Origin of the sequence: Sphingopyxis panaciterrulae, assembly GCF_014199295.1 — a bacterium.
GTDB classification, from domain to species: Bacteria; Pseudomonadota; Alphaproteobacteria; order Sphingomonadales; family Sphingomonadaceae; genus Sphingopyxis; species Sphingopyxis panaciterrulae.
This window is the reverse complement of record NZ_JACIJH010000016.1, coordinates 78983-100809: the sequence shown is the minus strand read 5'-3', so window position 1 is coordinate 100809 and position 21827 is coordinate 78983. Positions and strand designations below refer to the sequence as shown.

Annotated in this window: 19 protein-coding genes; 5 read left to right on the top strand and 14 right to left on the bottom strand. The window is 66.3% G+C overall.

Going from position 1 to position 21827, the window contains the following annotated elements; all coding sequences use genetic code 11:
• Positions 1-415: 415 nt before the first annotated feature.
• The 4 genes from FHR21_RS18265 to FHR21_RS18250 all read right to left on the bottom strand — a co-directional run bounded on the left by FHR21_RS18265 (position 416) and on the right by FHR21_RS18250 (position 5721).
• A complete protein-coding gene (locus FHR21_RS18265) occupies positions 416-2797 on the bottom strand; it encodes a DUF5906 domain-containing protein (RefSeq protein ID WP_184100942.1) in 2382 nt (793 codons plus the stop codon).
• 186 nt (positions 2798-2983) lie between these two features.
• Positions 2984-3178, bottom strand: coding sequence for a helix-turn-helix transcriptional regulator (locus FHR21_RS18260; RefSeq protein ID WP_184100940.1), 195 nt, complete (start codon positions 3176-3178; stop codon positions 2984-2986).
• A 121-nt stretch (positions 3179-3299) separates the two neighbouring features.
• Positions 3300-4634 carry a tyrosine-type recombinase/integrase gene (locus FHR21_RS18255; RefSeq protein WP_184100938.1) on the bottom strand — a complete coding sequence of 445 codons (1335 nt, stop codon included), beginning with the start codon at positions 4632-4634 and terminating at the stop codon, positions 3300-3302.
• A 208-nt stretch (positions 4635-4842) separates the two neighbouring features.
• Positions 4843-5721 (bottom strand): LysR substrate-binding domain-containing protein, encoded by an 879-nt coding sequence (locus FHR21_RS18250; protein ID WP_184100936.1) that lies wholly within the window; start codon positions 5719-5721, stop codon positions 4843-4845.
• 149 nt (positions 5722-5870) lie between these two features.
• Here FHR21_RS18250 and FHR21_RS18245 point away from each other — a divergent pair, with 149 nt between their 5' ends.
• Complete coding sequence (locus FHR21_RS18245) at positions 5871-8198, top strand: CDC48 family AAA ATPase (protein WP_184100934.1); 2328 nt, start codon at positions 5871-5873, stop codon at positions 8196-8198.
• A gap of 159 nt (positions 8199-8357) precedes the next feature.
• On the opposite strand, the gene FHR21_RS18240 is transcribed toward FHR21_RS18245, so the two are convergent.
• Positions 8358-9665 carry an MFS transporter gene (locus FHR21_RS18240; protein ID WP_246427323.1) on the bottom strand — a complete coding sequence of 436 codons (1308 nt, stop codon included), beginning with the start codon at positions 9663-9665 and terminating at the stop codon, positions 8358-8360.
• A gap of 140 nt (positions 9666-9805) precedes the next feature.
• On the opposite strand from FHR21_RS18240, the gene FHR21_RS18235 reads away from it, so the two are divergent.
• The gene (locus FHR21_RS18235; protein ID WP_184100932.1) at positions 9806-10444 is read left to right on the top strand and encodes a class I SAM-dependent methyltransferase; all 639 of its coding nucleotides are present in this window, start codon (positions 9806-9808) and stop codon (positions 10442-10444) included.
• On the opposite strand, the gene FHR21_RS18230 is transcribed toward FHR21_RS18235, so the two are convergent.
• Both FHR21_RS18230 and FHR21_RS18225 read right to left on the bottom strand, forming a co-directional pair.
• Positions 10441-11631 (bottom strand): phospholipase D-like domain-containing protein, encoded by a 1191-nt coding sequence (locus FHR21_RS18230; RefSeq protein ID WP_184100930.1) that lies wholly within the window; start codon positions 11629-11631, stop codon positions 10441-10443. The genes FHR21_RS18235 and FHR21_RS18230 overlap by 4 nt on opposite strands.
• Positions 11632-11669: 38 nt before the next feature.
• Entirely contained in the window at positions 11670-11990 is a 321-nt protein-coding gene (locus FHR21_RS18225; RefSeq protein WP_184100928.1) for a DMT family transporter, read from the bottom strand.
• Between the two features lie 386 nt (positions 11991-12376).
• Here FHR21_RS18225 and rpoZ point away from each other — a divergent pair, with 386 nt between their 5' ends.
• A complete protein-coding gene (gene rpoZ / locus FHR21_RS18220; protein WP_184100926.1) occupies positions 12377-12721 on the top strand; it encodes a DNA-directed RNA polymerase subunit omega in 345 nt (114 codons plus the stop codon).
• Positions 12722-12956: 235 nt separating this feature from the next.
• Here the strand turns inward: rpoZ and FHR21_RS18215 are convergent, their stop codons facing one another.
• The 5 genes from FHR21_RS18215 to FHR21_RS18195 all read right to left on the bottom strand — a co-directional run bounded on the left by FHR21_RS18215 (position 12957) and on the right by FHR21_RS18195 (position 17569).
• The gene (locus FHR21_RS18215; protein WP_184100924.1) at positions 12957-13562 is read right to left on the bottom strand and encodes a DUF3800 domain-containing protein; all 606 of its coding nucleotides are present in this window, start codon (positions 13560-13562) and stop codon (positions 12957-12959) included.
• Positions 13563-13581: 19 nt separating this feature from the next.
• The gene (locus FHR21_RS18210; protein ID WP_246427322.1) at positions 13582-13941 is read right to left on the bottom strand and encodes a hypothetical protein; all 360 of its coding nucleotides are present in this window, start codon (positions 13939-13941) and stop codon (positions 13582-13584) included.
• A gap of 402 nt (positions 13942-14343) precedes the next feature.
• Entirely contained in the window at positions 14344-16287 is a 1944-nt protein-coding gene (gene ftsH, locus FHR21_RS18205; RefSeq protein WP_184100981.1) for an ATP-dependent zinc metalloprotease FtsH, read from the bottom strand.
• A gap of 379 nt (positions 16288-16666) precedes the next feature.
• Entirely contained in the window at positions 16667-16990 is a 324-nt protein-coding gene (locus FHR21_RS18200) for a DUF2218 domain-containing protein (protein ID WP_184100922.1), read from the bottom strand.
• Positions 16991-17002: 12 nt separating this feature from the next.
• Complete coding sequence (locus FHR21_RS18195; protein WP_420825298.1) at positions 17003-17569, bottom strand: PadR family transcriptional regulator; 567 nt, start codon at positions 17567-17569, stop codon at positions 17003-17005.
• Between the two features lie 461 nt (positions 17570-18030).
• Between FHR21_RS18195 and rplJ the strand changes: the two genes are divergently transcribed.
• Both rplJ and rplL read left to right on the top strand, forming a co-directional pair.
• Positions 18031-18546 carry a 50S ribosomal protein L10 gene (gene rplJ, locus FHR21_RS18190; protein ID WP_184100920.1) on the top strand — a complete coding sequence of 172 codons (516 nt, stop codon included), beginning with the start codon at positions 18031-18033 and terminating at the stop codon, positions 18544-18546.
• Positions 18547-18605: 59 nt separating this feature from the next.
• On the top strand, positions 18606-18980 hold the full coding sequence (rplL, locus tag FHR21_RS18185; RefSeq protein WP_184100910.1) for a 50S ribosomal protein L7/L12: 375 nt from the start codon (positions 18606-18608) through the stop codon (positions 18978-18980).
• A 101-nt stretch (positions 18981-19081) separates the two neighbouring features.
• Here the strand turns inward: rplL and FHR21_RS18180 are convergent, their stop codons facing one another.
• Both FHR21_RS18180 and FHR21_RS18175 read right to left on the bottom strand, forming a co-directional pair.
• Positions 19082-20116 (bottom strand): hypothetical protein, encoded by a 1035-nt coding sequence (locus FHR21_RS18180; protein WP_184100908.1) that lies wholly within the window; start codon positions 20114-20116, stop codon positions 19082-19084.
• Between the two features lie 131 nt (positions 20117-20247).
• Positions 20248-21753 (bottom strand): hypothetical protein, encoded by a 1506-nt coding sequence (locus tag FHR21_RS18175; RefSeq protein WP_184100906.1) that lies wholly within the window; start codon positions 21751-21753, stop codon positions 20248-20250.
• Positions 21754-21827: the final 74 nt, after the last annotated feature.

Sequence of the window (21827 nt, the reverse complement as noted above, 5' to 3'; positions counted from 1 at the left end):
TCCCCGCGGGTCGCCCAAGCATGGCGAGTCCACGAAATTGTGGCGGGGCATCGACCGGCCCCGCCCGAGTAGAGGGCGAGGTCTGCGGCGGTGTCGCGTCCGCGCGCGGGAGGGGCAGGCGCAAGGGGTGGTTTGGCAGATGGATCGCCCAACAAGGCGCCCCGGGTTACTGATCCGCCTACTCCGTCTGCTTATCCGTCTCGAATCTTTCCTTTATTTTCTAACTCTTAGACGGACTAGACGGATTAGACGAAGTAAGAGGGAAGGAAATGCGTGCGGGGCCATCGCCCCTCGTTGGGCATCGGACCCCCGAACCGCATTCAGGTCCGTCTATCCGTCTAGTCCGTCTTTTTGGCATTAAATCAGCCTATTACGCCGGACGGATCGACGGCTGCTCCGTCTGGCCGCATTCATATCACGTGATATTCGGCAACTGCGACTGCGCGCCGGACCCTTCAGGCTCGTGCGACCATTCGGTCGCGGCATCGAAATCCCACTGGCCGAACTTCTTTCGCCATGCCGCTCGCAGATCGAGCAACGCGGGAAACCGCCACCCTCTCCACCGATGTTCCTTGTGCGGTCTGAAACCCCATTCCTTCAGGAAGCGGCTGAGGGTCTGTTCGCTCTTATTTCGCAACTGTGGGCTCGACGATCGCATCATGTCATAGACGCCGGGTGTTTCAGCATCGTGGCCGTTCGATCGGCGGACTCGCTCATATTCATCGTCGTTCGTTTCTGGCCAAACTCCGGGAATCATCCCGCCTTCGAGGACAGAGAGTAACCATTGCTCCTCGGGCGTGAGATTATGCTCCTTCTGCTCGCGCAGGGCATCGGTGAGGGGAACGTCGCGCACCTCGAAATCCGCCAAGTCTAGCGCCATCAGATAATGAAGCAGGTTTTCCCGCCCGCCTTCATCAATCTGGGTGTGCAGCGCCCGGAAGTAATTCTTATCCTGCTTGCGGCCCTCGCCGACATTCAACACGAAATATCGGCGTTCATCAGAGCCAGCCGGGACAACCCATTGATCGTTCGACGCCATGAGCAGATGAACGAAGTTCGGCGAGGGCTCAGCGTCGATGCCCTTGCCCTCGACAACGATCAGGTCCTCTGTCACGAGCGTTTTTAAGACGCTCTCGTGCTGTTTGTCACCAGCATAAAATGCCTCATCGGCGAAGAGGAAGACGCAGTCACGGAGGTGCGCGTTGAACTGGCCGACAAGATGCTTCGCCGAAGAGATGTGCAGAAAGTGGCGGCCGAACAGCGATCCGAATATCTTCGCCACGGTGCCCTTTCCGGCGCCGCGCCCGCCCTTCAGAACAACTGCGACATGGCCCTGTTCCCCGGGGTGCTGCACGGCACGAGCCATCCAGCCGACGAGATAATTGTAGTATTCATCAATCCCGGAACAAACATTATTCTTGAGGTGGTCGAGGAAGGGTTGATGACCGTCGCCCGGTATCGCCTCACAGGCAAAGCCCTTCCAAAGGTTGTAGGCGTCGGGGACGTCGCGGCCGGGGGCGAAGACCAACGTGTCATACTGGCGGCGCATTGGGTTCTCCAGCCACCACTTTCCTGCTGACGCGTAGAGCGGTTGATTCTCCTTCGTCCGCCCCACTTCAACCCTGATGTGCATGTAGCGATTGCGGAAGTCCTCGAAACTCTGCTTCGAGATGCGCAGGCGCGGTCGGGCGAGGTTCTGATCCATCACCTCGCTGATCACGCGGCACTTGCCTCCGAGGTCCGCGATCACTGCATGACGCTCGTTGAGCTTGCGCAGCATCGGCTCAATGACCTCTTCGCGCGCCCGTTCGATCTGGCGCGCAACATACTCCACCGATCGCTTCTGGCGCAGGCAGTGGTCGCTGATGCCGAAGTCGGGATCAAGGAGGACGGCCGCAATGATATCGTCTTCGCAGCCCGCGCGGATGAGTTCACAGATGACCGCCCAGGTCACCTCGCTTTTTGAGCTGTAGCGGTTGGGGTCGTCGGGGTCGTCGCCCTGCACGATGAGCATGCGTGTCCGCTGCGTCACCTCCTCGGGCAATTCGTCGAGGTCCTTGATGCGCGGGAGATTGCCGCTGATCTGGACCTTGATGCCCGAGCCCGAGCCGTTCGACTGGACCTCGACCGCGGGTGTGAAGTCGCTCAGCGGATAGGTTGCCTCGCTGAGTTCGACAATCTCCGCGAGCGCGGGCTTGCGGCCCTTCTTGCGCTTTTTCTCGTCGGGCAGGTTGATCGTGCCCGGAAGCCGCATGATGCGGTCGATGTTCCACGTGTTGTCACCATCGAGAACGATGCCCAGCTGCTTGTTATAGGCCTCGAATTCAGTCCACCGGCCCTCGTCGCCGCCGATGTAGAGCGGCTCGTCCAGCTTCCAGAAGCCCTGATAGCCCCCGCCCGAGAAGGTGATGGCGCTCGGGGACGGCGAGAAGTCGTCCAGCAGCTTGCGAATGCGGGCACGCTCGCTCGCGTTCCACTTGTCGAGTTCCTCGGCCGACATCCCATCCCGAGGCTTCTTCGGGTCGATGTCTATGTGGAGCATCACCGCCTCTTCGACATGCTCCTTCTTTGGCTTGGTGTCCATTGCGCCGCGGACGCGGTTGACCGTGAAGTAGACGTTCTGCTTGCCCGACATGTTCGCGATCCAGCCGCGGGCCGCGCTCATATCAAAGAAGGTCTCCGTGGTCGTGCGGCCACCCTCGACCGGGATGGCCGTGAGCACCCATGGGCCCTCGGGATGGGCCCAGCGCAGGAAGCGTTCGGCGGTGTCGAGGTTGGTTTCGAGCTCGTGGCTCATAGTCGTATCTCACTCTCAGCATCTAAGCCGGAGCGGGAGGCCTCAAGAATTTGGCGGATCGTTCAACGGAACGGTCTCTGCGCTGGTGGGCCGGGCGGCTATAAGGACCACGGCGTTAATCAGCTTTGGCGCCACCTTCTTGCAAAGGCATACTCCCACCCCTGAAACTCCCGGGGGTGGGATTTTTTACGCGGCAGCGGCCATCTTCTGTTCCAGCCACGCAATGACCTCCGAGCGGCGCCAGACGACGCGGTTGGGGCCGATGCGGACCTGTTTCGGGAACTCGCCGCGCTTCGCCAGCGCGTAGATCGTCGACTGCGACAGTGTGGTCATTTCCATCACGCCGCCAATGTCGAGGACAAGATTGTCGATGGGTTTCATATTCGGGTCTCCTCGCTTCCGAGGCGTTCGGATCGGAAGCGAGAACCTATTAATTAGACCCCAAGCCACCTTACTATAGCAAAGAAAGGACCTATCCCCGCTGCGGGCTACATCGCCCTGATTACAGCCACAACTTTCCCCATTTCTCCAACGCCGCGCGTTTCTCGTCGAGATAGGAATATTTATTGTATGTTCCAGCAACACCCTGAACGACATGCCCAAGCACGCGCTCGATATGCTCCTGCGGGATGCCGAGCCGGGCCATGTGGGTCGCGACTGACCGGCGAACGTCGTGGACGGTCCAATCGGCGAGGGGAGCGAGCCCCTGCTTCTTGCCGCGCTCGGTTATCTTGTCGTCGAGCGATTGCTTCGCCTTCGAGAAGCCGCTGACCGGCCGGGCGCCGCTGGTCGTCGAGATGAGGCAGTCGCCGTCGTTCCAGCGGGGGAGGGCGTCTACGATGGCCCACGCTGGCGCCGACAGCGGATAGACGTGCGCGCGCTTCGTCTTGTAGCGCGAGGCCGGTATCTCGACGGCGCGGTGCTCGACGTCGATCCACGGCAATTCGAGTTCGGCGACTTCCGACCGGCGCTGCCCGGTCAGGATGAGCAGGCGATACATGGGGCCGAAGGGGTAACCCATGTCGCCCGCCGCGTCCCATACCCGGCGAAGCTCGTCCATCGAGAGATTGCGCTCGCGGGGCACGTAGCCCAACTCGGGACGCCGCATCCCAGCGAGGGGGCTTGCGGCTATGTGGCCGCGGTCAGCCGCCCAATTGAACATCTTGGTCAGGTGCTTCCGCAATTCCCGGGCGATAGCCTCGCCGCGCTTCGTGACAATGTCATCGAGCAGGTCGTGGGCCTCGGCGCGGGTGATCGTCTCGATCAGCCGTCCGCGCCATAGCGGCAGGGCGTGATCCTCGATCAGCCGTTGCGCGGGCGGGCGCCCGAGCTTCTTGTTCGGCCCTTTCGGGACGAGCTTCCCGGCCTTCGCGGCGTCGAGTGTCGCGGCCCGTTCCTTCGCAAAGCGCCCATCGCGGGTATTCTGCTTCACATGGAGGTCGACGAAACGCTCAAGAATGACCTCGAAGGTGCGGGTCTGCCGTTGGGCGCGCTCCTCGTCACGCTGGGCGGCGGGGTCCAGCCCTCGGTCGGCGGTGTCGAGCGCCTCCCGCGCCTTGTCCCGGGCCTGTTCGAGGCTCACGAGCGGATAGGGGCCAAGCGTCATTCGCTTCTGCTCGCCGCGGGTGTTATTGTCCCCTGCGCCCGCGACGCGGTAGAGCACAGACCAACTCTTTGCACCCTTGTCGCTGACCCTGATCCGCAATTCGCGGACAATGGTGTCGGCGATCTCAACGCGCTTCCCGGCCGGTGCTGCCAGCTTCTCTATCCGCTTGTCCGTAAGCCGCTCGCGACCGGATTGATGCTGTGTCGTGCCGGTCTTCGGTGCCGTTGCCATGTATAGCCTCCGTTGCTCCGGGGTAGTCTCGGGGTAGCGAGATTACCCGGTTTCAGTAGGAACAGGTCGCTACTGCTCGGAACCGGATTTAGCTGTATGCCGCAGAAAAGCTAGTGATTTCGGGTGTCGTCGGAACTCGCCGGAATGGTCCGCTGGGGCTTGGTAAGGGTGAGGCCGAGAGTTCAATCCTCTCCAGCAGCACCATTTTTCAGATTTTCGCCGACAGCAGCCAGTCGTGGAACAGCTTGACCGCCGGCTGGCGCAGCGCGCGCGGGCGGCACACGAACCAATAGCTGTAGGGACTGTCGACATCGAAATCGAACAGCCGCGACAGCCGCGCGTCCTGGGCGTTGTCGAAATGATGGCCGTGCATGAAGGCGACGCCGATCCCCTGCGCCGCGGCCTCGAGCATCAGTGGCCCCGAATCGAAGAAATCGATTCCGGCGGGCTCGAGATAGGGCATACCGATCGCCTGCCGCCACTCGGCGAAGGTTTCGGGCATTTCGCGGTGAAGCAGGATGGTCAGCCGCTGCAACTGTTCGGGAACCGTGATCGGGCGCTCGCCGTCGGTCAGGTCGCGCGCCGCGATCGGAAAAATCTTGTCCTGGTCGAGCCGCGCCGCATAGAGCGCCGGGTCGATCGCGCGGGCCAGCGCGATCGCGGCGTCGAGCCCGTCGCCCAGCCGCGCCTCGCCGTGCGACAGCGTGTCGATGTCGATATGCAGCTCGGGATGCTGGCGCCTCAGCTCGGGCAGGCGCGGGAACAGGCGCTGCTGCGCGAAGAGCGGCAGCACATTGAGGTGGAGGCGCAGCGACGCGTCGGGGCTGCCGACGCGGCCGATGACCCCGCGCAGCTCGTCGAGAATCGGCGCGAGCTGCGTCTGCAGCGTCCGCCCCGCCTCGGTCAGCTTCAACCCCTGGTGATGGCGGTCGAACAGCGGCCGCCCGACCGCATGTTCCAGCGTCTGGATGCGCCGCGACAGCGCGGGCATCGACAGGCCGAGCTCGCTCGCGGCGGCCTTCACCGTGCCGTGCCGCGCGACTTCCAGAAAAGCTTCCATGCTGCTGAGGGGAGGGAGGCGTGTCATGATGCGGTGCCGATGATGACATGCCCCCGCACGCGGCGCCAGATGCTTTTGTGCGCTGCGGTATGAAACGAGCCTGCGCCGAGGGGGGTCGAAAATCGGGAACGACCATCCTATCTTCCGCATTCTGACTATTTTGCGGGAGACACGCCTTGGCCGACGCACCGGTTAAAGAAAAGCAAGTCAAGCTACAGGTCGCGAATGCAAGGGCAGAGGAAAGCGGGGGAGGGATTGCCCGCATTCCGCGCTCGGCCATGGCCGAACTCGGGGTGACCGAGGGCGATGTGATCCAGATCAGCGGCAAGCGGGAGACCGCGTCGCGTGTCATGGCCCCCTATGCCGAGGACGAGGGGCTGGAGGTGATCCGCCTCGATGGCCTTCAGCGCGCCAATGCCGGCGCCGGCGCCGGCGACATGGTGATGCTCAGCCGCATTGAGACGCGGCCCGCGACGCGCGTCGTCTTTGCTCCGGCACAGGAAAATCTGCGGCTTCAGGGCTCGGCCAATGCGCTCAAGCGCAGCTTCTTCGGCCGCCCGCTCACCGCCGGCGACACGGTGGCGACCGCGGGGCAGCAGCGGCTGCCCGCGGGCGACATGCCGCCGCAGCTTCGCCAGATGCTCAACGCGCCCGCCTATGCGCTTGCCGAAGTGCGCCTGCTCGTCGTCTCGGCGGCGCCGAAGGGCGTGGTCTTCATCGACGAGACTACCGAGGTCGAACTGCTCCCCGAATATCAGGAACCGCAGGATACCCGGCGCACCGACGTGACCTACGACGATCTCGGCGGCCTCGGCGACACCATCGACCAGCTCCGCGAGATGGTCGAACTGCCGCTGCGCTATCCCGAACTCTTCCGCCGCCTCGGCGTCGATCCGCCGCGCGGCGTGCTGCTCCACGGCCCGCCGGGTACCGGCAAGACCCGCCTCGCGCGCGCCGTCGCGAACGAGAGCGAGGCGCAATTCTTCCTCATCAACGGGCCGGAAATCATGGGGTCGGCCTATGGCGAGTCCGAAAAGCGCCTGCGCGACGTGTTCGAACAGGCGGCCAAGGCCGCGCCGTCGATCCTGTTCATCGACGAGATCGATTCGATCGCGCCCAAGCGCGGGCAGGTGCAGGGCGAGGCCGAAAAGCGCCTTGTCGCGCAGCTTCTGACGCTGATGGACGGGCTGGAGCCGCGCACCAACCTCGTCGTCATCGCGGCGACCAATCGTCCCGACGCGATCGACGAGGCGCTCCGCCGCCCCGGCCGCTTCGACCGCGAGATCGTGATCGGGGTGCCCGACGAAAGCGGGCGGCGCGAGATTCTCGGCATCCACACCCGCGGCATGCCGCTGGCCCAGAATGTCGACCTTGCCGAACTGGCGCGCACGACCTTCGGCTTCGTCGGCGCCGACATGGCGGCGCTGACCCGCGAGGCGGCGATCGAGGCGGTGCGGCGGATCATGCCCAAGCTCAATCTCGAGGAAGGAACGATCCCGCCCGAGGTGCTCGACGAACTCAGCGTGACGCGCGAGGATTTCAACAATGCCCTGAAGCGCGTCCAGCCCTCGGCGATGCGCGAGGTGATGGTGCAGGCGCCCAAGACGCGCTGGAGCGACATCGGCGGCCTCGACGCGGCGCGCGACAAGATGATCGAGGGCATCGAACTGCCCCTCAAGCATCCCGAAGCGTTCCGCCGCCTCGGCATCCGCCCGGCCAAGGGCTTCCTTCTCTACGGTCCGCCCGGCACGGGGAAGACCTTGCTCGCCAAGGCGGCGGCGCGTGAATCCGACGCCAATTTCATCGCGATCAAATCCTCGGACCTGCTTTCCAAATGGTATGGCGAGAGCGAGCAGCAGATCGCGCGCCTGTTTGCGCGGGCGCGGGCGGTGGCCCCGACCATCGTCTTCATCGACGAGCTCGACAGCCTTGTCCCCGCGCGCGGCAGCGGCACCGCGGGCGAGCCGCAGGTGACCGAGCGCGTCGTCAACACAATCCTCGCCGAGATGGACGGGATAGAGGAGATGCAGTCGGTGGTCGTCATCGGCGCGACCAACCGGCCGAACCTGATCGACCCGGCGCTGCTCCGCCCCGGCCGGCTCGACGAGCTGATCTATGTGTCGGTTCCCGATGCCGGCGGGCGCCAGCGCATTCTCGAAATCCACACCGCCCGGATGCCGCTGGCGGGCGATGTCGATCTCGCCGCGCTTGCCGCGCGCACCGACCGCTTCACCGGCGCCGACCTCGAGGATCTGGTCCGCCGCGCCGGCCTCGCCGCGCTCAAGCGCTCGATGGACAGCGACACGGTGACGATGGAGGATTTCGAAGCCGCGCTGAAAGACACGCGCGCCTCGGTGACCGAGGCGATGGAGCGCGACTATGAAAAGATCCAGGGTGAGATCAAGCAGCAGGCGATGAGCGTCAACCCGATCGGCTTCTTCGCCCCGGGCATGCTCAAGCCAGTGCGCGAGACCAAGCATGAGGGCGAGCCGTCGACGGATTAGGGTCTTCGCATTTTGAAAAACGGAGTGCGACCCTAGGGTCAGGACCCTAGTTTCCTCGTCACCCCGGACTTGATCCGGGGTCCCGCTTTCCCGTGGTATAGCGGGGCCGGATCAAGTTCGGGGTGACGAAAAGGCCTCCAGGGGCCGATTTATGCGGTTCTAGCCCGCCGCCTCCGGCGTCTTCAGCGCTGCCCAGCCCCACAGCACCAGCCAGACGCAAAAGCCCGCCATCAGGCCGTAAGCGACCATCGCGTGCCAATTGTAAAGCAGCACGCCGATGGCGGGCGAGACGATATAGGCCGATCCGTTGATCGATGCCGTCATTCCCGCGACGCTGCCCTGGTCGCGCTTCGGCACCGCCAGCGATGCGCCAGCGGTGAAGCCGGGCCGGAACAGGCCGAAACCCAGCGAGGCGAGGGCGAAGCCGATCACGATGCCGTGCAGGTTCTGCGACAGGCCGGTCATCACCGCGCCCAGCGCGCCCAGCGCGGCGCCCAGCAGCACCGCGGTGCGCGGCGACATGTGCAGCAGCGGGATCAGCCCCCATTGCGCGAGCAGGGTCGCGAAGGCGCCCGCCATCAGCACGATTCCGGTCAGCGCCGCCGCTTCGTCGGGACGCAGGCGCAGGTGCAGCCGGTCGAGGATCAGGAAGCCGATGACCCCCAGCATCATCGCCTGCGCCTGTCCGCCGATCAGCCCGGCCGCCAGCCAGGGGCGGACGCGCCGGTCGGTCCAGCGCAGCTCTTCCGCATATTCGCTGGGATCGGCGCTGTCCTCGTCGCGGTCGTTGCCGGCGGCGGCGGGCGATCCCGCGGAGGTCGGATAGACGGCGACCGCGCCGCGCGCCGAAAAGCGCGGCGTGTCGCTGGGTAGCCGCCAGCGCAGCATGATGAGGACGATCAGGCCGATCACCGCGAACACGAGCAGCGGGCCGGCCAGCCCGACGATCGGCAGGATGAAGAAGGGGGCGACGGCGGGGCCGATCACGGTGCCGAGCCCGAAGGAGGAGGAGACGAGCGACAGCGCCTGCGTGCGCTCTTCATGGTCGGTACGCGCGGCGATATAGGCCTGCACCGCGGGCGGCGCGGCGGACCCGAGCGCGCCATAGAGGCTGCGGAACAGGGCGAAGACGACGAAGGTCGCGCCCGCCGCCAGCCATCCGGCAAGGCCCGCCCACAGCGTCAGCCCGCACAGCGCCATCGACGACAGGAATCCGATCAGCCCGCGCGCCATCAGCACTTTGCGGCCGCGCTTGTCGGACTGGCGCGCCCAGTGCGGCGCGGTCAGCACCCACAGCAGCGCCGACCAACTGAACGCCAGGCTGACCCAGACGTCGGGAATATGCAGCTTGGCGCCGATCGCGGGCAGGATCGACTGCATCGCGGTGTTGCCCGCCGCGGCGACCAGCATGATCGCGAACAGCACCGCCATGCGGTCGTTGGGGATGGAGCGCGATATCGCCGTCATGTCGCCCCTCCGTTCGCCGCAAACCTGCCCCTCCCTACACGCGATGTGCGATCTGTCCAGCGCCAGGCCCATATCTTTCCTTGCGCTTGGCGGCCGATTTTGCCACCGACAAAGGACGCCGCAACAATGCGAAAGCCATCATGACCAATCCGCGGGCGCACGCCCAAGACTCGAAGATCGCGACGCCGCATCGGATTCGCGCGAAGCTCAAGCGCTTTTTCGGACCGTGGGGCATGTTCGTCCGCGGTTTCATCAAGCACCCGGTCATGGTGGGGTCGATCGTGCCCTCCTCGCCGACGCTGATCCGCCACATGCTGCGGCCGGTCGACTGGAAGAACACGAAGCTGTTCGTCGAATATGGCCCGGGCGTCGGCACCTTCTGCCGCCCCGTCCTCGAACATCTGCCCGGCGACGCGACGCTGATCGCGATCGACACCAACGAGGATTTCATCGACTATCTGAAAAAGGATATCCGCGACAGCCGCTTCATCGCGGTCCACGGGTCGGCGGCGGATGTCGAGGCGATCGTCGCGGCGCACGGGTTCGAGCGGGCCGACTATGTCCTGTCGGGCCTGCCTTTCTCGACCCTGCCGGCGGGTGTCGGGCCAGCGATCGCCGCCGCGACGCATCGCGTGCTGCGTCCCGGCGGCGCCTTTCTCGTCTATCAGTTCCGCGCCCGCGCGCGCGACTTCCTCGCCGCGCATTTCCGCCGCATCGACCGGGCGTTCGAGTGGGTCAACGTCCCGCCCTGCTTCCTCTTCTGGGGCTGGAAGGACTAGATCGTTTCCAGATCGGGCTCGGCGAGCCCGAAGTTGAGCCGCCGCGACACCGTATAATCCGCGACCCCGACGACGAACCAGGCCAGCGCCCAGCGCAGCCGCGTCAGCAGCCCCGCGCGCGCCTTGTGCGACCGGCGGGTGACGATCTCGCAATCCGGCTCCAGCCCCGCGACGAAATCGCGCATCCGCGCCGCGAATTCGGCGTCGGCGATCCGCACCATGATCTCGACGTTCAGGAACAGGCTGCGGGCGTCGAAATTGGCCGATCCGATATAGGTCACATTGTCGACGACGATCAGCTTCATGTGCAGCTTGCACGGCCGATATTCCCAGACATCGGCCTGCTTGCGCAGCAGATAGCCATAGAGCAGCCGCGACGCGCCGACGGTTGCGGCATTGTCCGACTTGCCCGCCATCACGAAGCGGGCATGGCCGCGGCGCGCGACGCGGCCGAGCCGGCGCAGCATGCCCTGGCCGGGCGAGAAATAGGCCATGGCCATGTCGAGCCGCCCGGCGCCGTCGAGGTCGGCGCGCACCGCCCGCGCCCAGGGCGACAGCCGCTCGGTCGGCCCGCCGACCAGCCACGCCACCGGCCCGTTCGCGACCGGCCATTCGCGGATCAGGCGGCGCAGCATCAGCAGCTTACCGTCGTGATGCGCGGTATAGGCGTGGATGCGGTCGAACCATCGCACCGCCTGCGCGACGCTCTCCCCCTCGACGATCAGGCCGAGGTCGAACCAGCAGTCGCGGCGCGGCGCGCTCAGATACTGGTCGGAGATGTTGAAGCCGCCGGTCACCGCGACCCGCCCGTCGATCAGGATCAGCTTCTGATGGTTGCGGATCAGATAGCTCGACCGCCAGCGCCGCGAAAAATAGGCGACGTCGCCGCCCGCCGCGCGCAGCGGGGCGAACAGGCTGCCCGGCGTGCGTGCCGAACCGAAGCTGTCGATCGCCGCGCGCACCCGCACCCCCCGCTCCGCCGCCGCGAGCAGGCGTGCGACCACCTCGCGCCCCGCGGCATCGTCGTCGAAGATGTACATGACGATGTCGACGCTGCGCGCCGCCCCGTCGATCAGCGCGCAGAGGCGGCGCAGCCGTTCGGCGCCGTCGAAGATCAGCTCGAGCCGATGCCCCGCGACCTCGGCGGTCAGGCCGGTCGCGGGGGCAGGGGCGGGCGCATCGGTCATGTCCCGCTCATAGGGCGCGCTGCGCCCGGCGGGCAAGCTCAGCTACTGCTCGACAGCTTCATCAGCACGATCCCCGCGACGATCAGCGCGGCGGCGATCAGCCGCAACGGGGTCGCCGCTTCGCCCAGCACCGCGACGCCGACGACGAAGGCGCCGACCGCCCCGATCCCGGTCCAGATCATATAGGCGGTGCCGAGCGGCAGCGACTTCATCGCGACCGACAGCAGGATGAAGCTGGCGGTCATGGTGACGAGGGTGATCGCGCTCGGTACGGGCAGGGTGAAGCCGGCCGACTTCTTCATGAAGAAGGCCCAGACGATTTCCAGCAGTCCGGCGAAGACGAGATAGATCCAGGCCATGGTTCGAGCTCCTTTCAAGAGCCGGGCCGTCCCGGATGATCGTCTGACGAAGGGTCGTCCCTTCGCGCGTTTCCAGATAGGCAGGCGGCCCGCCAAGTCAAGGACACGGCCGAAGCGCGGTGGCAGCGCAGTTTGGATTTGAAAGGGGCCATTCCCTGTCTCGTCACCCCGGACTTGATCCGGGGTCCCGCTCAGCGACGCCGAAAAGCGGGACCCCGGATCAAGTCCGGGGTGACGAAGCAAGCAAAAACACACGCCTGCTTTCAACCTACGTCACCGCCCTCCGCGCGCTTTCGTTGACATTCGCCCCCGCCGCTGCTAGCGCGCAGCGCTTGCTGCCACGCCCCCGGAAGGGCTGGCCTCTCCCGTAACCCAAGGAATTGCCAATGGCCCGCGTTACCGTCGAAGATTGCGTCGACAAGGTTTCCAACCGCTTCGATCTGGTTCTGCTCTCCGCGCACCGCGCCCGCGAGATCTCGGGCGGTTCGGAACTGACGATCGACCGCGACCGCGACAAGAACCCCGTCGTCGCGCTGCGCGAGATCGCTGAACAGACCGTGCGCCCGCACGATATCCAGGATGCGCTCGTCGGCAGCATGCAGAAGGTCGTGGTCGATGACGACGACACGCCCGACGAGATCAGCTCGATCAGCCGCTCGGCCGAGGCGCTGCGCCTGACCGCCGCCGCCCCGCCGCGCAGCCCGGCGAGCAGCGGCCCCGACTTCGACTGAGCCGCCGACAGGGATCACCAGAGGGGCCGCGGGACACCGCGGCCCTTTTTGTTGGTCGGGGTACTGGCGATCGAACGAAAGTCCTGCTCTCTCCCCTTCAGGGGAGAGATACGCAGGCTTGCGAGCTTGCTCGCTAGCCGAAGTTGAGAGGGGCAAGGTGCAAGTCTCCCCCCTCTCCCAACCCTCTCCGCTGAAGGGGAGAGAGCTTTACGTGCTTCCCACTCCTAACCCTGCCTCACGGAAGCTGGGTCAACTCCGCGACCCGGATCGCGCGCGAAGCGAGCATCGGCTCCAGGATCGTCCCGATCCGCCGCGCCCGCGGCGAGCGGACGGTGACGTTGTAGAGGCTGTTGGCGATGACGTCGGCCAGTTGCACGCCGTCGCTGCGGCGGCTGTCGGCGAGCGAGGCGCGGCCCCAGCCCGAAAGCCCCGCCTGGATCGTGTCGCGCACCCGCGCCAGGATCGTCGGGTCATAGCGGCCGTCGTCGATCACCACATCGGTACACACGCCGCCGGTTTCGGGCAGCCAGTGGCCGACCGCGCTGTCGAGCAGCGCCGCATAAAGCTCGAGGTCGGTGGGCGGCGTGCCGTCCTTGCCGTGGGCGAGCTTCGCGCCCTCGGCGACCGCGACCCAGGCGCGCCCGCCGGCGCGGTCGAACAGTTCGAGCAGATAGGCGCGCTCGGTCAGGCTGATGCGGCTGCCCTTGAGCTCGCCCTTCAGGCCGGTGACGGCGCGAAAGCGCGCGTGGATCGACGCCGCTACCTCGGGCGTCAGCATCACCGCCGCAAAGGTCATCGCCCCCGCGTTGAGTCCGCCCGATTCGTCGCAATAGATCGTCATCGCCCGTCCCTATGACCGATCAGGCGGGGCAGGGGTAGCGTTTCTTCATCAGCGCATCGAAGGCGGCATAGATCGACACTCTGCCGCGCATCCGCGCCGGATAGCCGTTCAGATGCGCCAGCCATTCCTCGGGGGTCAGCGTGCCGCTTTCGGGCGGACAGCTCGTCGTCTTTCGCCCCGCGCGCCGCTGGGCGTCGATCCGCGCCTTATAGCGCCTGGCGGTCGCGATCACCTCATTCTTGAGCCGATAGGCCTCGGGCGTCGCCATCGCGAGCGGCCCGAGCCGCGTCACCGCGTTGGCACGCGCAAGGAAGGCCGCGACGCTCATGTCGCCGGGCGCCATGCCGCAGAGCAAAGGCGCGGCGAGCAGCGCGGGCAAGACGCGCTTCCCGATCGAACGGCCGCCGTTGACATGTTTTGTAAGGAGGTCTGCTTTCGACAAGGCCGATCCCTATAGAATTCGTCACCCTGAACGTGTTTGGCGCTTATCCCTTTCGCATCCGTAATCCCGTCATTGCGAGCGGAGCGAAGCAATCCAGAGTGCGCGCAAACCGCTCTGGATTGCTTCCCCCGGCTTTCGCCGGGGTCGCAATGACGAAGTAAGCAGGCTTACGGATGCCAAGGGTATAATTGCCAAACACGTTCAGGGTCCATGGTCTGCCCCTGAATGTCGCGCCGTGTGGGAGGAGAGGGCGGGCCATGGATGCTGAAACAAGTTCAGCATGACGAAGGGAGGAATGGCAAGCACCCGTCGATGAAGGGGGGTAGGCTCCCTCTGGCCCTACGCCCCCTGAGGATTGGGATCGCCGAACGGGCGCGGCTTGCGCTTGATCTGCGGCAGGCCGCCGGCGTGACCCTGTACCGGCGTTCCGGTGCGGCCCTGATCGTCCTCGCGGCCGATATCCTCGCCCTTGATCGCGCGCTTGGCTTCCTCGCCCGACAGCGTCTCATATTCGAGCAGCGCGCCCGCGAGCAGGTGCAGTTCATCGAGATGGTCGGTCAGCACCTTGCGCGCGGTGGCTTCGCCTTCCTCGACCAGCCGGCGGACCTCGCTGTCGATCAGCTTCGCGGTCTCTTCCGACATATTCTGCGCTCGCGACACGCTGTGGCCCAGGAAGACCTCGTCCTGATTGTCGCGATAGCGCAGCCAGCCCAGCTTTTCGGACATGCCATATTCCATGACCATCGAACGCGCCATGTCGGTGGCCTGCTGGATGTCGTTCGACGCGCCGGTGTTCAGCTCGTCGTTGCCATAGATGAGCTGCTCGGCGATGCGGCCGCCGAAACAGAGCGCGAGGCGCGCCTTCATCTGCTTCATATTCTGCGAATAGCGGTCGCGCTCGGGCAGGTTCCACGTCACGCCCAGCGCACGGCCGCGCGGGATGATCGTCACCTTGTGCAGCGGGTCGTTGTGCTCGACATGGAGCGAGACGAGCGCGTGGCCCGCCTCGTGATAGGCGGTCGCCTTCTTCTCGTCCTCGGTCATCACCATCGACCGGCGCTCGGCGCCCATCAGCACCTTGTCCTTGGCTTCCTCGAACTCGTTCGACGCGATCAGGCGCTTGCCCTTGCGCGCCGCGAGCAGCGCCGCCTCATTGGCAAGGTTGGCAAGGTCGGCGCCCGAAAAGCCGGGGGTTCCGCGCGCGATGCGGCGCAGGTCGACGTCGGGCGCCAGCGGCTTCTTGCGCGTGTGGACTTCCAGGATCTTCTGGCGGCCCTCGATATCGGGACGCGGCACGACGACCTGACGGTCGAAACGGCCGGGGCGCAGCAGCGCGGGGTCGAGCACGTCGGGGCGGTTGGTCGCCGCGACGATGATGATGCCTTCATTGGCCTCGAACCCGTCCATCTCGACGAGCAACTGGTTCAGCGTCTGCTCGCGCTCGTCATTGCCGTTACCCAGCCCGGCGCCGCGATGGCGCCCGACGGCGTCGATCTCGTCGATGAAGACGATGCACGGCGCGTTGCGCTTGGCCTGCTCGAACATGTCGCGCACGCGCGACGCGCCGACACCGACGAACATCTCGACGAAATCCGAACCCGAAATGGTGAAGAAGGGAACGCCCGCCTCGCCCGCGATCGCGCGGGCGAGCAGGGTCTTGCCGGTGCCGGGCGAACCGACGAGCAGCGCGCCCTTCGGAATCTGGCCGCCCAGCTTGGAAAATTTCGTCGGGTCCTTCAGGAACTCGACGATTTCCTCCAGTTCCTCGCGCGCCTCGTCGATGCCGGCGACGTCGTCGAAGGTCACGCGGCCCTGTTTTTCGGTCAGCATCTTCGCGCGCGACTTGCCGAATCCCATCGCGCCCGATCCATTGTTCTTCTGCACTTGGCGAAAGACGAAGAAGGCGATGCCCAGGATCAGCAGGAAGGGCAGCGACTGGATCAGCAGATAGACCCAGATATTGCCGGTCTCGGCGGGCTTGCCGTCATATTTGACGTTGTTGTCGTTGAGCAGCTTCAGCAGCTCGGGATCGCGCACGACATTGGCGGTGAAGCGGTCACCGTTGGTCATTTCGCCGGTGACGCGGTCGTCCGACAATACGACCTGCTTGACGCTGCCTTCCTCGACCTTCTGCCGGAACTCGGAATAGGCGAGCGATTGTCCCGCGGGCTGCGTCGCGCTGCCGAACATCGAGGCGACAAGGAGCATGGCGAGCAGGATGCCGCTCCAGATCATCACGCTCTTCATCCAGGGGTTGCCCTGCGGTTCCTTGTCGTCCTGCATCGGAATCTTTCCAGTCGTCACGGCCCAATCGGCACAGCAAGGGATCGCGGTCCACCGCGGCCCTTTGCCCTAAGATAGGATGTTCCGGTTAAATGACAATGCGCCAATCGGTCTCAGGGTCAGGGCCCTTGACGTGCGCGTTCGAGGCGTCGAAATGGCGAAGATATCGGGTTCGGGCGGGTGCAGCGGGTAGCATCGCTACCCGCAAGGCCGCACGGGCCCGAGATCGAAGCCATTTCGGCGTCGCTTCGCGATTTGACCGATTTTGCCCATGGCCGCGTTGGCAAGCCTTGGAATATGTTCATATTCCTACGCCTTCTCTCCTCGCCCTGAGCAAAATCGCTTCAAACCTCGAGCGCGCATTTCATGGGTCCTGACCCTAGCCGGACCGTTGCCAATGGAAGGCGAGCGGCGCCTCGCGAAAGGCGAAACGGTCGAGATGGCGGGCGACCGCCCCCTCCAGCGCCTCGCGCTGTCCGGCGACGCTCGCGTCGATTCGTACCGTCAGCGCATCGGCCGCGGCGTCGAAGCTGACCAACGCGTCGCCGGGCCAGTCGGCCCCGCGCGCATCCCGGGGGAAGGTCACGGTGCCGTGGTCGGCGGTGAAGGCGACGGCCAGATTATGCTGCCAGTGCTTGCACAGTTGCTGCAGATATTTGCTCGCATGGCGCGTGGGCACGCGGGCAGTGGCGGAAACGGTCATGTGCCATGCTCCTTACAGGCGTTCGATCTTCTGCGCGGCTTCGTCGATCAGCGCGACGAGCTGGTGCAGCGTCGCCTCGTCGATGTCGCGGCCGCCAAGGCGGTTCATCAGCACCTGGCGCAGGTTGCCCATCGCCCGGCGGACCGAGGCGGAATCGGTGCGCTGGCGTTCCTCGCCGATCGCGGCGAGCCGCGCGACCAGCGCCTCGATCGCATCGGCTTGGGCGTCGAGTTCGGCCCGGCCATCGGCGGTGATCGCGAACAGCTTCTTGGCGCCCGCCGCCTGCTGCGCCGCGATCTGCCCCATGTCGTCGAGCAGGGTCAGGGTCGGATAGATGACGCCGGGGCTCGGGGCATAGGCGCCGCCGGTCAGCTCCTCGATCCGGCGGATCAGGTCATATCCGTGCCGCGGCTCGTCGGCGATCAGCTTCAGCAGCACCAGCCGCAGTTCGCCGCTGTCGAACATCCGGCGCCGGCGGCCGCCATCGCCCCCGTCGTCGCGAAAGCGTCCGCCGCGTCCATGACCGGAGCCGAAGCCATGGCCGAACCCGCGTCCGCCGCCGCGCATGGCGCGGCGCATTTCCTGGTGTTTCCGATGGCGCGCGCCGCAGCCGCGCCCGTGGGTTTCATATCGCATAGTCACTCCTTCATGCGAATCTCGATAGCTCTAAGATATATCTTGTAATAATCTTTGCAAGCGGAAAGATGCGACGATACGCGGCACTTTCGCCAACTTCCGCCGCAAAGCTTGACTTCGCGCCCGATCCGGCTAAGAGCGCCCGCGTGTTGTCGGGGCTCCGGCCCCGGCAATTCCGTCCGAGACAGTTGGTGAAGGGACTTTGCCCTTCTTAATGTCCAGCCGAGACGGGGAACAGTCTTCATCGGTCGCCCGCCTGCGCGTCAGGCGTTCGCGGCTTGACCGACCCCATCGGACATCGCTGCGCAAAGGACAGGCGGGATTCGTCCCGCACGGCCTTTGCGTGTGTTAGCCGCCCGGTGGCGCGTTTCGGCGCGCCTTCGGGCAAGAGTGGAGAAACAGGCATGGATCGTGCTGAAAAGGCCGAAGCCGTATCCGCGCTGAACGCTACGCTGTCGAATGCCGCCACGGTTGTGATTGTTCGCAACCTGGGCCTCACCGTCGCCCAGTCGACGGTGCTTCGCCAGCAGATGCGCGACGCCGGCGCGAGCTTCAAGGTCGCGAAGAACCGCCTGGCCAGGATCGCGCTCGACGGCACGCCCTATACCGGCATCGGCGACCTGCTGACCGGCCCCACGGCAATCGCAGCTTCCACCGACGCGGTGGCGGCGGCGAAGGTCGCGGTGGAATTTGCCAAGACCAACGACAAGCTTGAAATCGTCGGTGGCGGCATGGGGGATGTGGTCCTCGACGTGGACGGTGTGAAGGCGCTTGCGGCGCTGCCGTCGCTCGACGAGCTGCGTGCCAGGATCGTCGGTCTCGTCCAGGCTCCGGCCACCAAGGTTGCCCAGATCGCGGCGGCCCCGGCTGGCCAACTGGCGCGGGTCTTCGGTGCCTATGGCGCCAAGGATGCGGCGTAAATACCCTGACTACCTTCAATAACTCACCGGCTTAGTTCCGGTTCTGATGGAGAATGAAAATGGCTGATCTTGCTAAGATCGTTGACGACCTGTCGGCGCTGACCGTTCTGGAAGCCGCCGAGCTTTCGAAGCTGCTCGAGGAAAAGTGGGGCGTTTCGGCCGCTGCTGCCGTTGCCGCTGCTCCGGCTGCTGCTGGCGCTGCCGCTCCGGCCGCTGAAGAAAAGGACGAGTTCGACGTGATCCTGACCGGCGATGGCGGCCAGAAGATCAACGTCATCAAGGAAGTCCGCGCCATCACCGGCCTGGGCCTCGGCGAAGCCAAGGCGCTGGTCGAAGGCGCTCCGAAGGCCGTCAAGGAAGGCGCCAACAAGGCCGAAGCCGAAGAGATCAAGAAGAAGCTCGAAGCGGCCGGCGCGACCGTCGAACTCAAGTAATCGGGTTCGCGGGCGTTTGGCCGGTTCGCCGGCTGTCGCTTTCGAAAAAGAAAAGGGCGGTGCCGCGAGGCGCCGCCCTTTTTCGTTCCGTCGTATGGCGATCAGTTGCCGGCGTAGCCGGGGCGCTGATCGCGGCGACCGCGCGCCGGTTCGGGGCGGCGCACCTCCTGTTCGGTCGCGGCCGGCGCGGGGCGCTGGGCGACGTCCCAGGCGCTCGCGGGCTTGCGGCGCAGGTCGCGCTGTCCGGCGAGCAGTTCCTCATAATCCAGGCGCTCGCGGCGGTCGTGGAAGCGCGCGCGTTTCAGCCGCTTCTTCAGCGTCAGGAACGGATTGTCGGGCGTCGGACCCGCCAAAGCCATCGCTTCGTGGCGGCCCATGCCGCCATGCGGTGCCGCCGCGAAGGCCGGGGTCGAACGCATCGCCGGGGCACGGGCCGGCGTAGCCTCCTCGCGGGCAGCCGGGACCGGATCGGCCGCGAGCGGGGCATCGACGATAACCGCTTCCTCGGCGGGCGTGCGGCGACGGCGGGCAAGGGCGAAGGCCGCTCCCCCGGCGATCAGCAGCGCCGCTGCGCCGCCCGCGATCTCCCAAGGGAAGCTATTGCCGTCGGTGTCGGCGCCTTGCGCGGCCGGCGGCGCGGTGTCCGCGGCGGGAGGCGTGGGCGCCGTCACCGGCGCGGCTGCGGGCAGCGTTGCGGTTTCGGGCGCGACCGCCGGGGTCGCGATGCCGGTATCCGCAGGCGGGGCTTCGGCGCGTCGCTCGGCCGGCGCCGACTCACGCGGAGCGGGGGTCTTGGCTGCCTTGGGGGCCGGTTCGGGCGCGGCCTTTTCAACCGGAGCCTTGGCTCCGGCGGGCGGCTCGATGGCGATCGGCACACGAATGACAGGTGCTGTCGGCCCCGTGGTGGCGGGGGCGGGCACCGTCGGGGTCGTCGTCGGCGCCACCGGCGGGACCATCACCGGCACGGTGACCGGCTGGGCAGCAGTCGGCTGCGCTGTCGATTGAGCCGGGGCGGGCGCCGTGGTGGCGGTGCCCTGCGTCGGGGCGGTCTGCGCGAAGGCGGCGGGGGTGGTCAGAACCAGGAACGCGGCGATCGCGCTCGTGGCGGGGCGGGAGAGATGCATATTTTTCGTCATGGTGACGAAAGAACGAGCGGGCCGCCGAAAGCGCTGCCGGAAGCCCTCGTTTTTCGCGGCGAACCGATAGCGATAGGCGGTCGAAGCGAGATTCCCGACCGGCCCGCCGTTCCGAAAACTCGGCTTTGCGGTCAGCCGAGCGGTTCGGGCTGCCGTTGATCGAGAATGGTCGAAGCCGCGGCAGAGATGGCCGCGCCGACGAGCCGCATGTCGCGATCGAGCCGCTCGTCGAGCACCGGATCGGGCAGGGCAGCCAGCTCGACGATCAGCGGCATCGACAGCGACAGGCGCAGCGTTCCCGCGGCGCGCCCGCACGGCATGTTGTGGGTGCGCACGGGCTGGCCGAGGCGGATTTCCTGCCCGAGCCACTGGCGCGACTTGCGGGCGATTTCCCGGTGCATCGTCCGGGCGGCGTCGAAATCGCACCCGGGCCAGCGCGCCGACAGGTCGAGGGTGCGCATCGTGCGCGTTGCGAGACAGGCAGTGCCGGCGCCCGCGACCTCGGACAGTTCCAGGCGGCGAAGCAGGGCGTCGGCGTGGGCGGCGAAGCGGTCGGTGACCGCATCACGGCGGGCATCGGGGAGCGCCGCAAAGCGCTCCATCTCGATCAACGCTGCCTCGAGCCGCAACAACAGGCCGAAATTGCCGGTGGCCGGAAGCTGGACGGCGCCGGGCCAGCCGGTGGGCCATTCGGCGCGGTTCGCGAGGCGGCGAAACCCCTCGGGAAGCGACCGGGCGCGGGCGCGCAGTCGGTTGGGGACGAGCGCGAAGCCGCTGAACGGAGGTCCCCCGGCGAATTTGGACCCGGTGAGCAGCACCACGCAGCCGAGCGCGAGATAGCGACGCACCGCCTGGGGGGCGATGCGCAACTGGCAGGCATCGACGATGATCGCCGCCGCTTCGCCATAGCGGACGGCGAGGCGTTCGATATTGTCGATCGCGGGCAGGGTCAGGCCGCTTTTCGATCCGTGAACGACGTGGACGACCGCGCGGCGTCCATGGGCGGCCGCCCGCTCGATATGAAGGGCCAGCTCGGCGGCGACGGCTGCCGAAGCGCGCGGATGTCCGGCGTCATCGCGCAGCGCGACGTCGATCAGCTCTGTTCCGGCAAAGGCGGGATCGACCGCGGTCTGCGCGACGACGCGCGCGCCGGTTGCGGTTTCTTCCGCGAAGAAACGCCCAGCGGCGCTGTGGGCGCAGCCGCTGCCCACCTCGTCGCGACCGAGGAGCACGGCGGTGAGCGGGCGTCCGTCGTGCGCAGCGGCGAGCCCCACATATTCAAGGTCGGTGCCCGAGGCGGCGAAGACGATGGCGGCATCGGATGCGCCGGCCCATCGGGCGATCTGTTCGCGCAGCCCATCGAGTCCCGCGGCGTAATCGGACCCGGTCAGCGGGCGATCGAGCCGGTGACGCCAGCGCGCCGCGAGAGCGGCGAAGGCGTGGGCCGAGATGCTGCTGATCGTCGAGGAGCCATAGGCGAGCGCGTCGGACGGAAGGACGCTCGCGAAATAGGGGTTGCGTCCGTCGGCGCCCGGGCGGATGCGCCGGTCGCCGCCGCTTGCCAGCGTTGCAGCCAGACGGCTGTCGTCGCGGCCATGGGGGATAGCGCGGCGATCGTCGAACGCGGTGTGCAGCATAGGGCGCCTTTCGGGAGAGACGGCTCCCGCTACCGCTCGAAGATGACAGGGCTTTTGCACTTCGATGTCAGGCC

Bases quoted from the DNA above. Each gene is read 5' to 3' on its own strand.
- FHR21_RS18250 (WP_184100936.1), bottom strand. From the start codon at position 5,721: ATGACACGCCTCCCTCCCCTCAGCAGCATGGAAGCTTTTCTGGAAGTC.
- FHR21_RS18235 (WP_184100932.1), top strand. From the start codon at position 9,806: ATGACCAATCCGCGGGCGCACGCCCAAGACTCGAAGATCGCGACGCCG.
- FHR21_RS18180 (WP_184100908.1), bottom strand. From the start codon at position 20,116: ATGACGAAAAATATGCATCTCTCCCGCCCCGCCACGAGCGCGATCGCC.
- rpoZ (WP_184100926.1), top strand. From the start codon at position 12,377: ATGGCCCGCGTTACCGTCGAAGATTGCGTCGACAAGGTTTCCAACCGC.
- rplJ (WP_184100920.1), top strand. From the start codon at position 18,031: ATGGATCGTGCTGAAAAGGCCGAAGCCGTATCCGCGCTGAACGCTACG.
- FHR21_RS18255 (WP_184100938.1), bottom strand. From the start codon at position 4,634: ATGGCAACGGCACCGAAGACCGGCACGACACAGCATCAATCCGGTCGC.
- FHR21_RS18215 (WP_184100924.1), bottom strand. From the start codon at position 13,562: ATGACGATCTATTGCGACGAATCGGGCGGACTCAACGCGGGGGCGATG.
- FHR21_RS18225 (WP_184100928.1), bottom strand. From the start codon at position 11,990: ATGGCCTGGATCTATCTCGTCTTCGCCGGACTGCTGGAAATCGTCTGG.
- FHR21_RS18195 (WP_420825298.1), bottom strand. From the start codon at position 17,569: ATGCGCCGCGCCATGCGCGGCGGCGGACGCGGGTTCGGCCATGGCTTC.
- FHR21_RS18260 (WP_184100940.1), bottom strand. From the start codon at position 3,178: ATGAAACCCATCGACAATCTTGTCCTCGACATTGGCGGCGTGATGGAA.
- FHR21_RS18200 (WP_184100922.1), bottom strand. From the start codon at position 16,990: ATGACCGTTTCCGCCACTGCCCGCGTGCCCACGCGCCATGCGAGCAAA.
- FHR21_RS18265 (WP_184100942.1), bottom strand. From the start codon at position 2,797: ATGAGCCACGAGCTCGAAACCAACCTCGACACCGCCGAACGCTTCCTG.
- FHR21_RS18240 (WP_246427323.1), bottom strand. From the start codon at position 9,665: ATGACGGCGATATCGCGCTCCATCCCCAACGACCGCATGGCGGTGCTG.
- ftsH (WP_184100981.1), bottom strand. From the start codon at position 16,287: ATGCAGGACGACAAGGAACCGCAGGGCAACCCCTGGATGAAGAGCGTG.
- rplL (WP_184100910.1), top strand. From the start codon at position 18,606: ATGGCTGATCTTGCTAAGATCGTTGACGACCTGTCGGCGCTGACCGTT.
- FHR21_RS18230 (WP_184100930.1), bottom strand. From the start codon at position 11,631: ATGACCGATGCGCCCGCCCCTGCCCCCGCGACCGGCCTGACCGCCGAG.
- FHR21_RS18175 (WP_184100906.1), bottom strand. From the start codon at position 21,753: ATGCTGCACACCGCGTTCGACGATCGCCGCGCTATCCCCCATGGCCGC.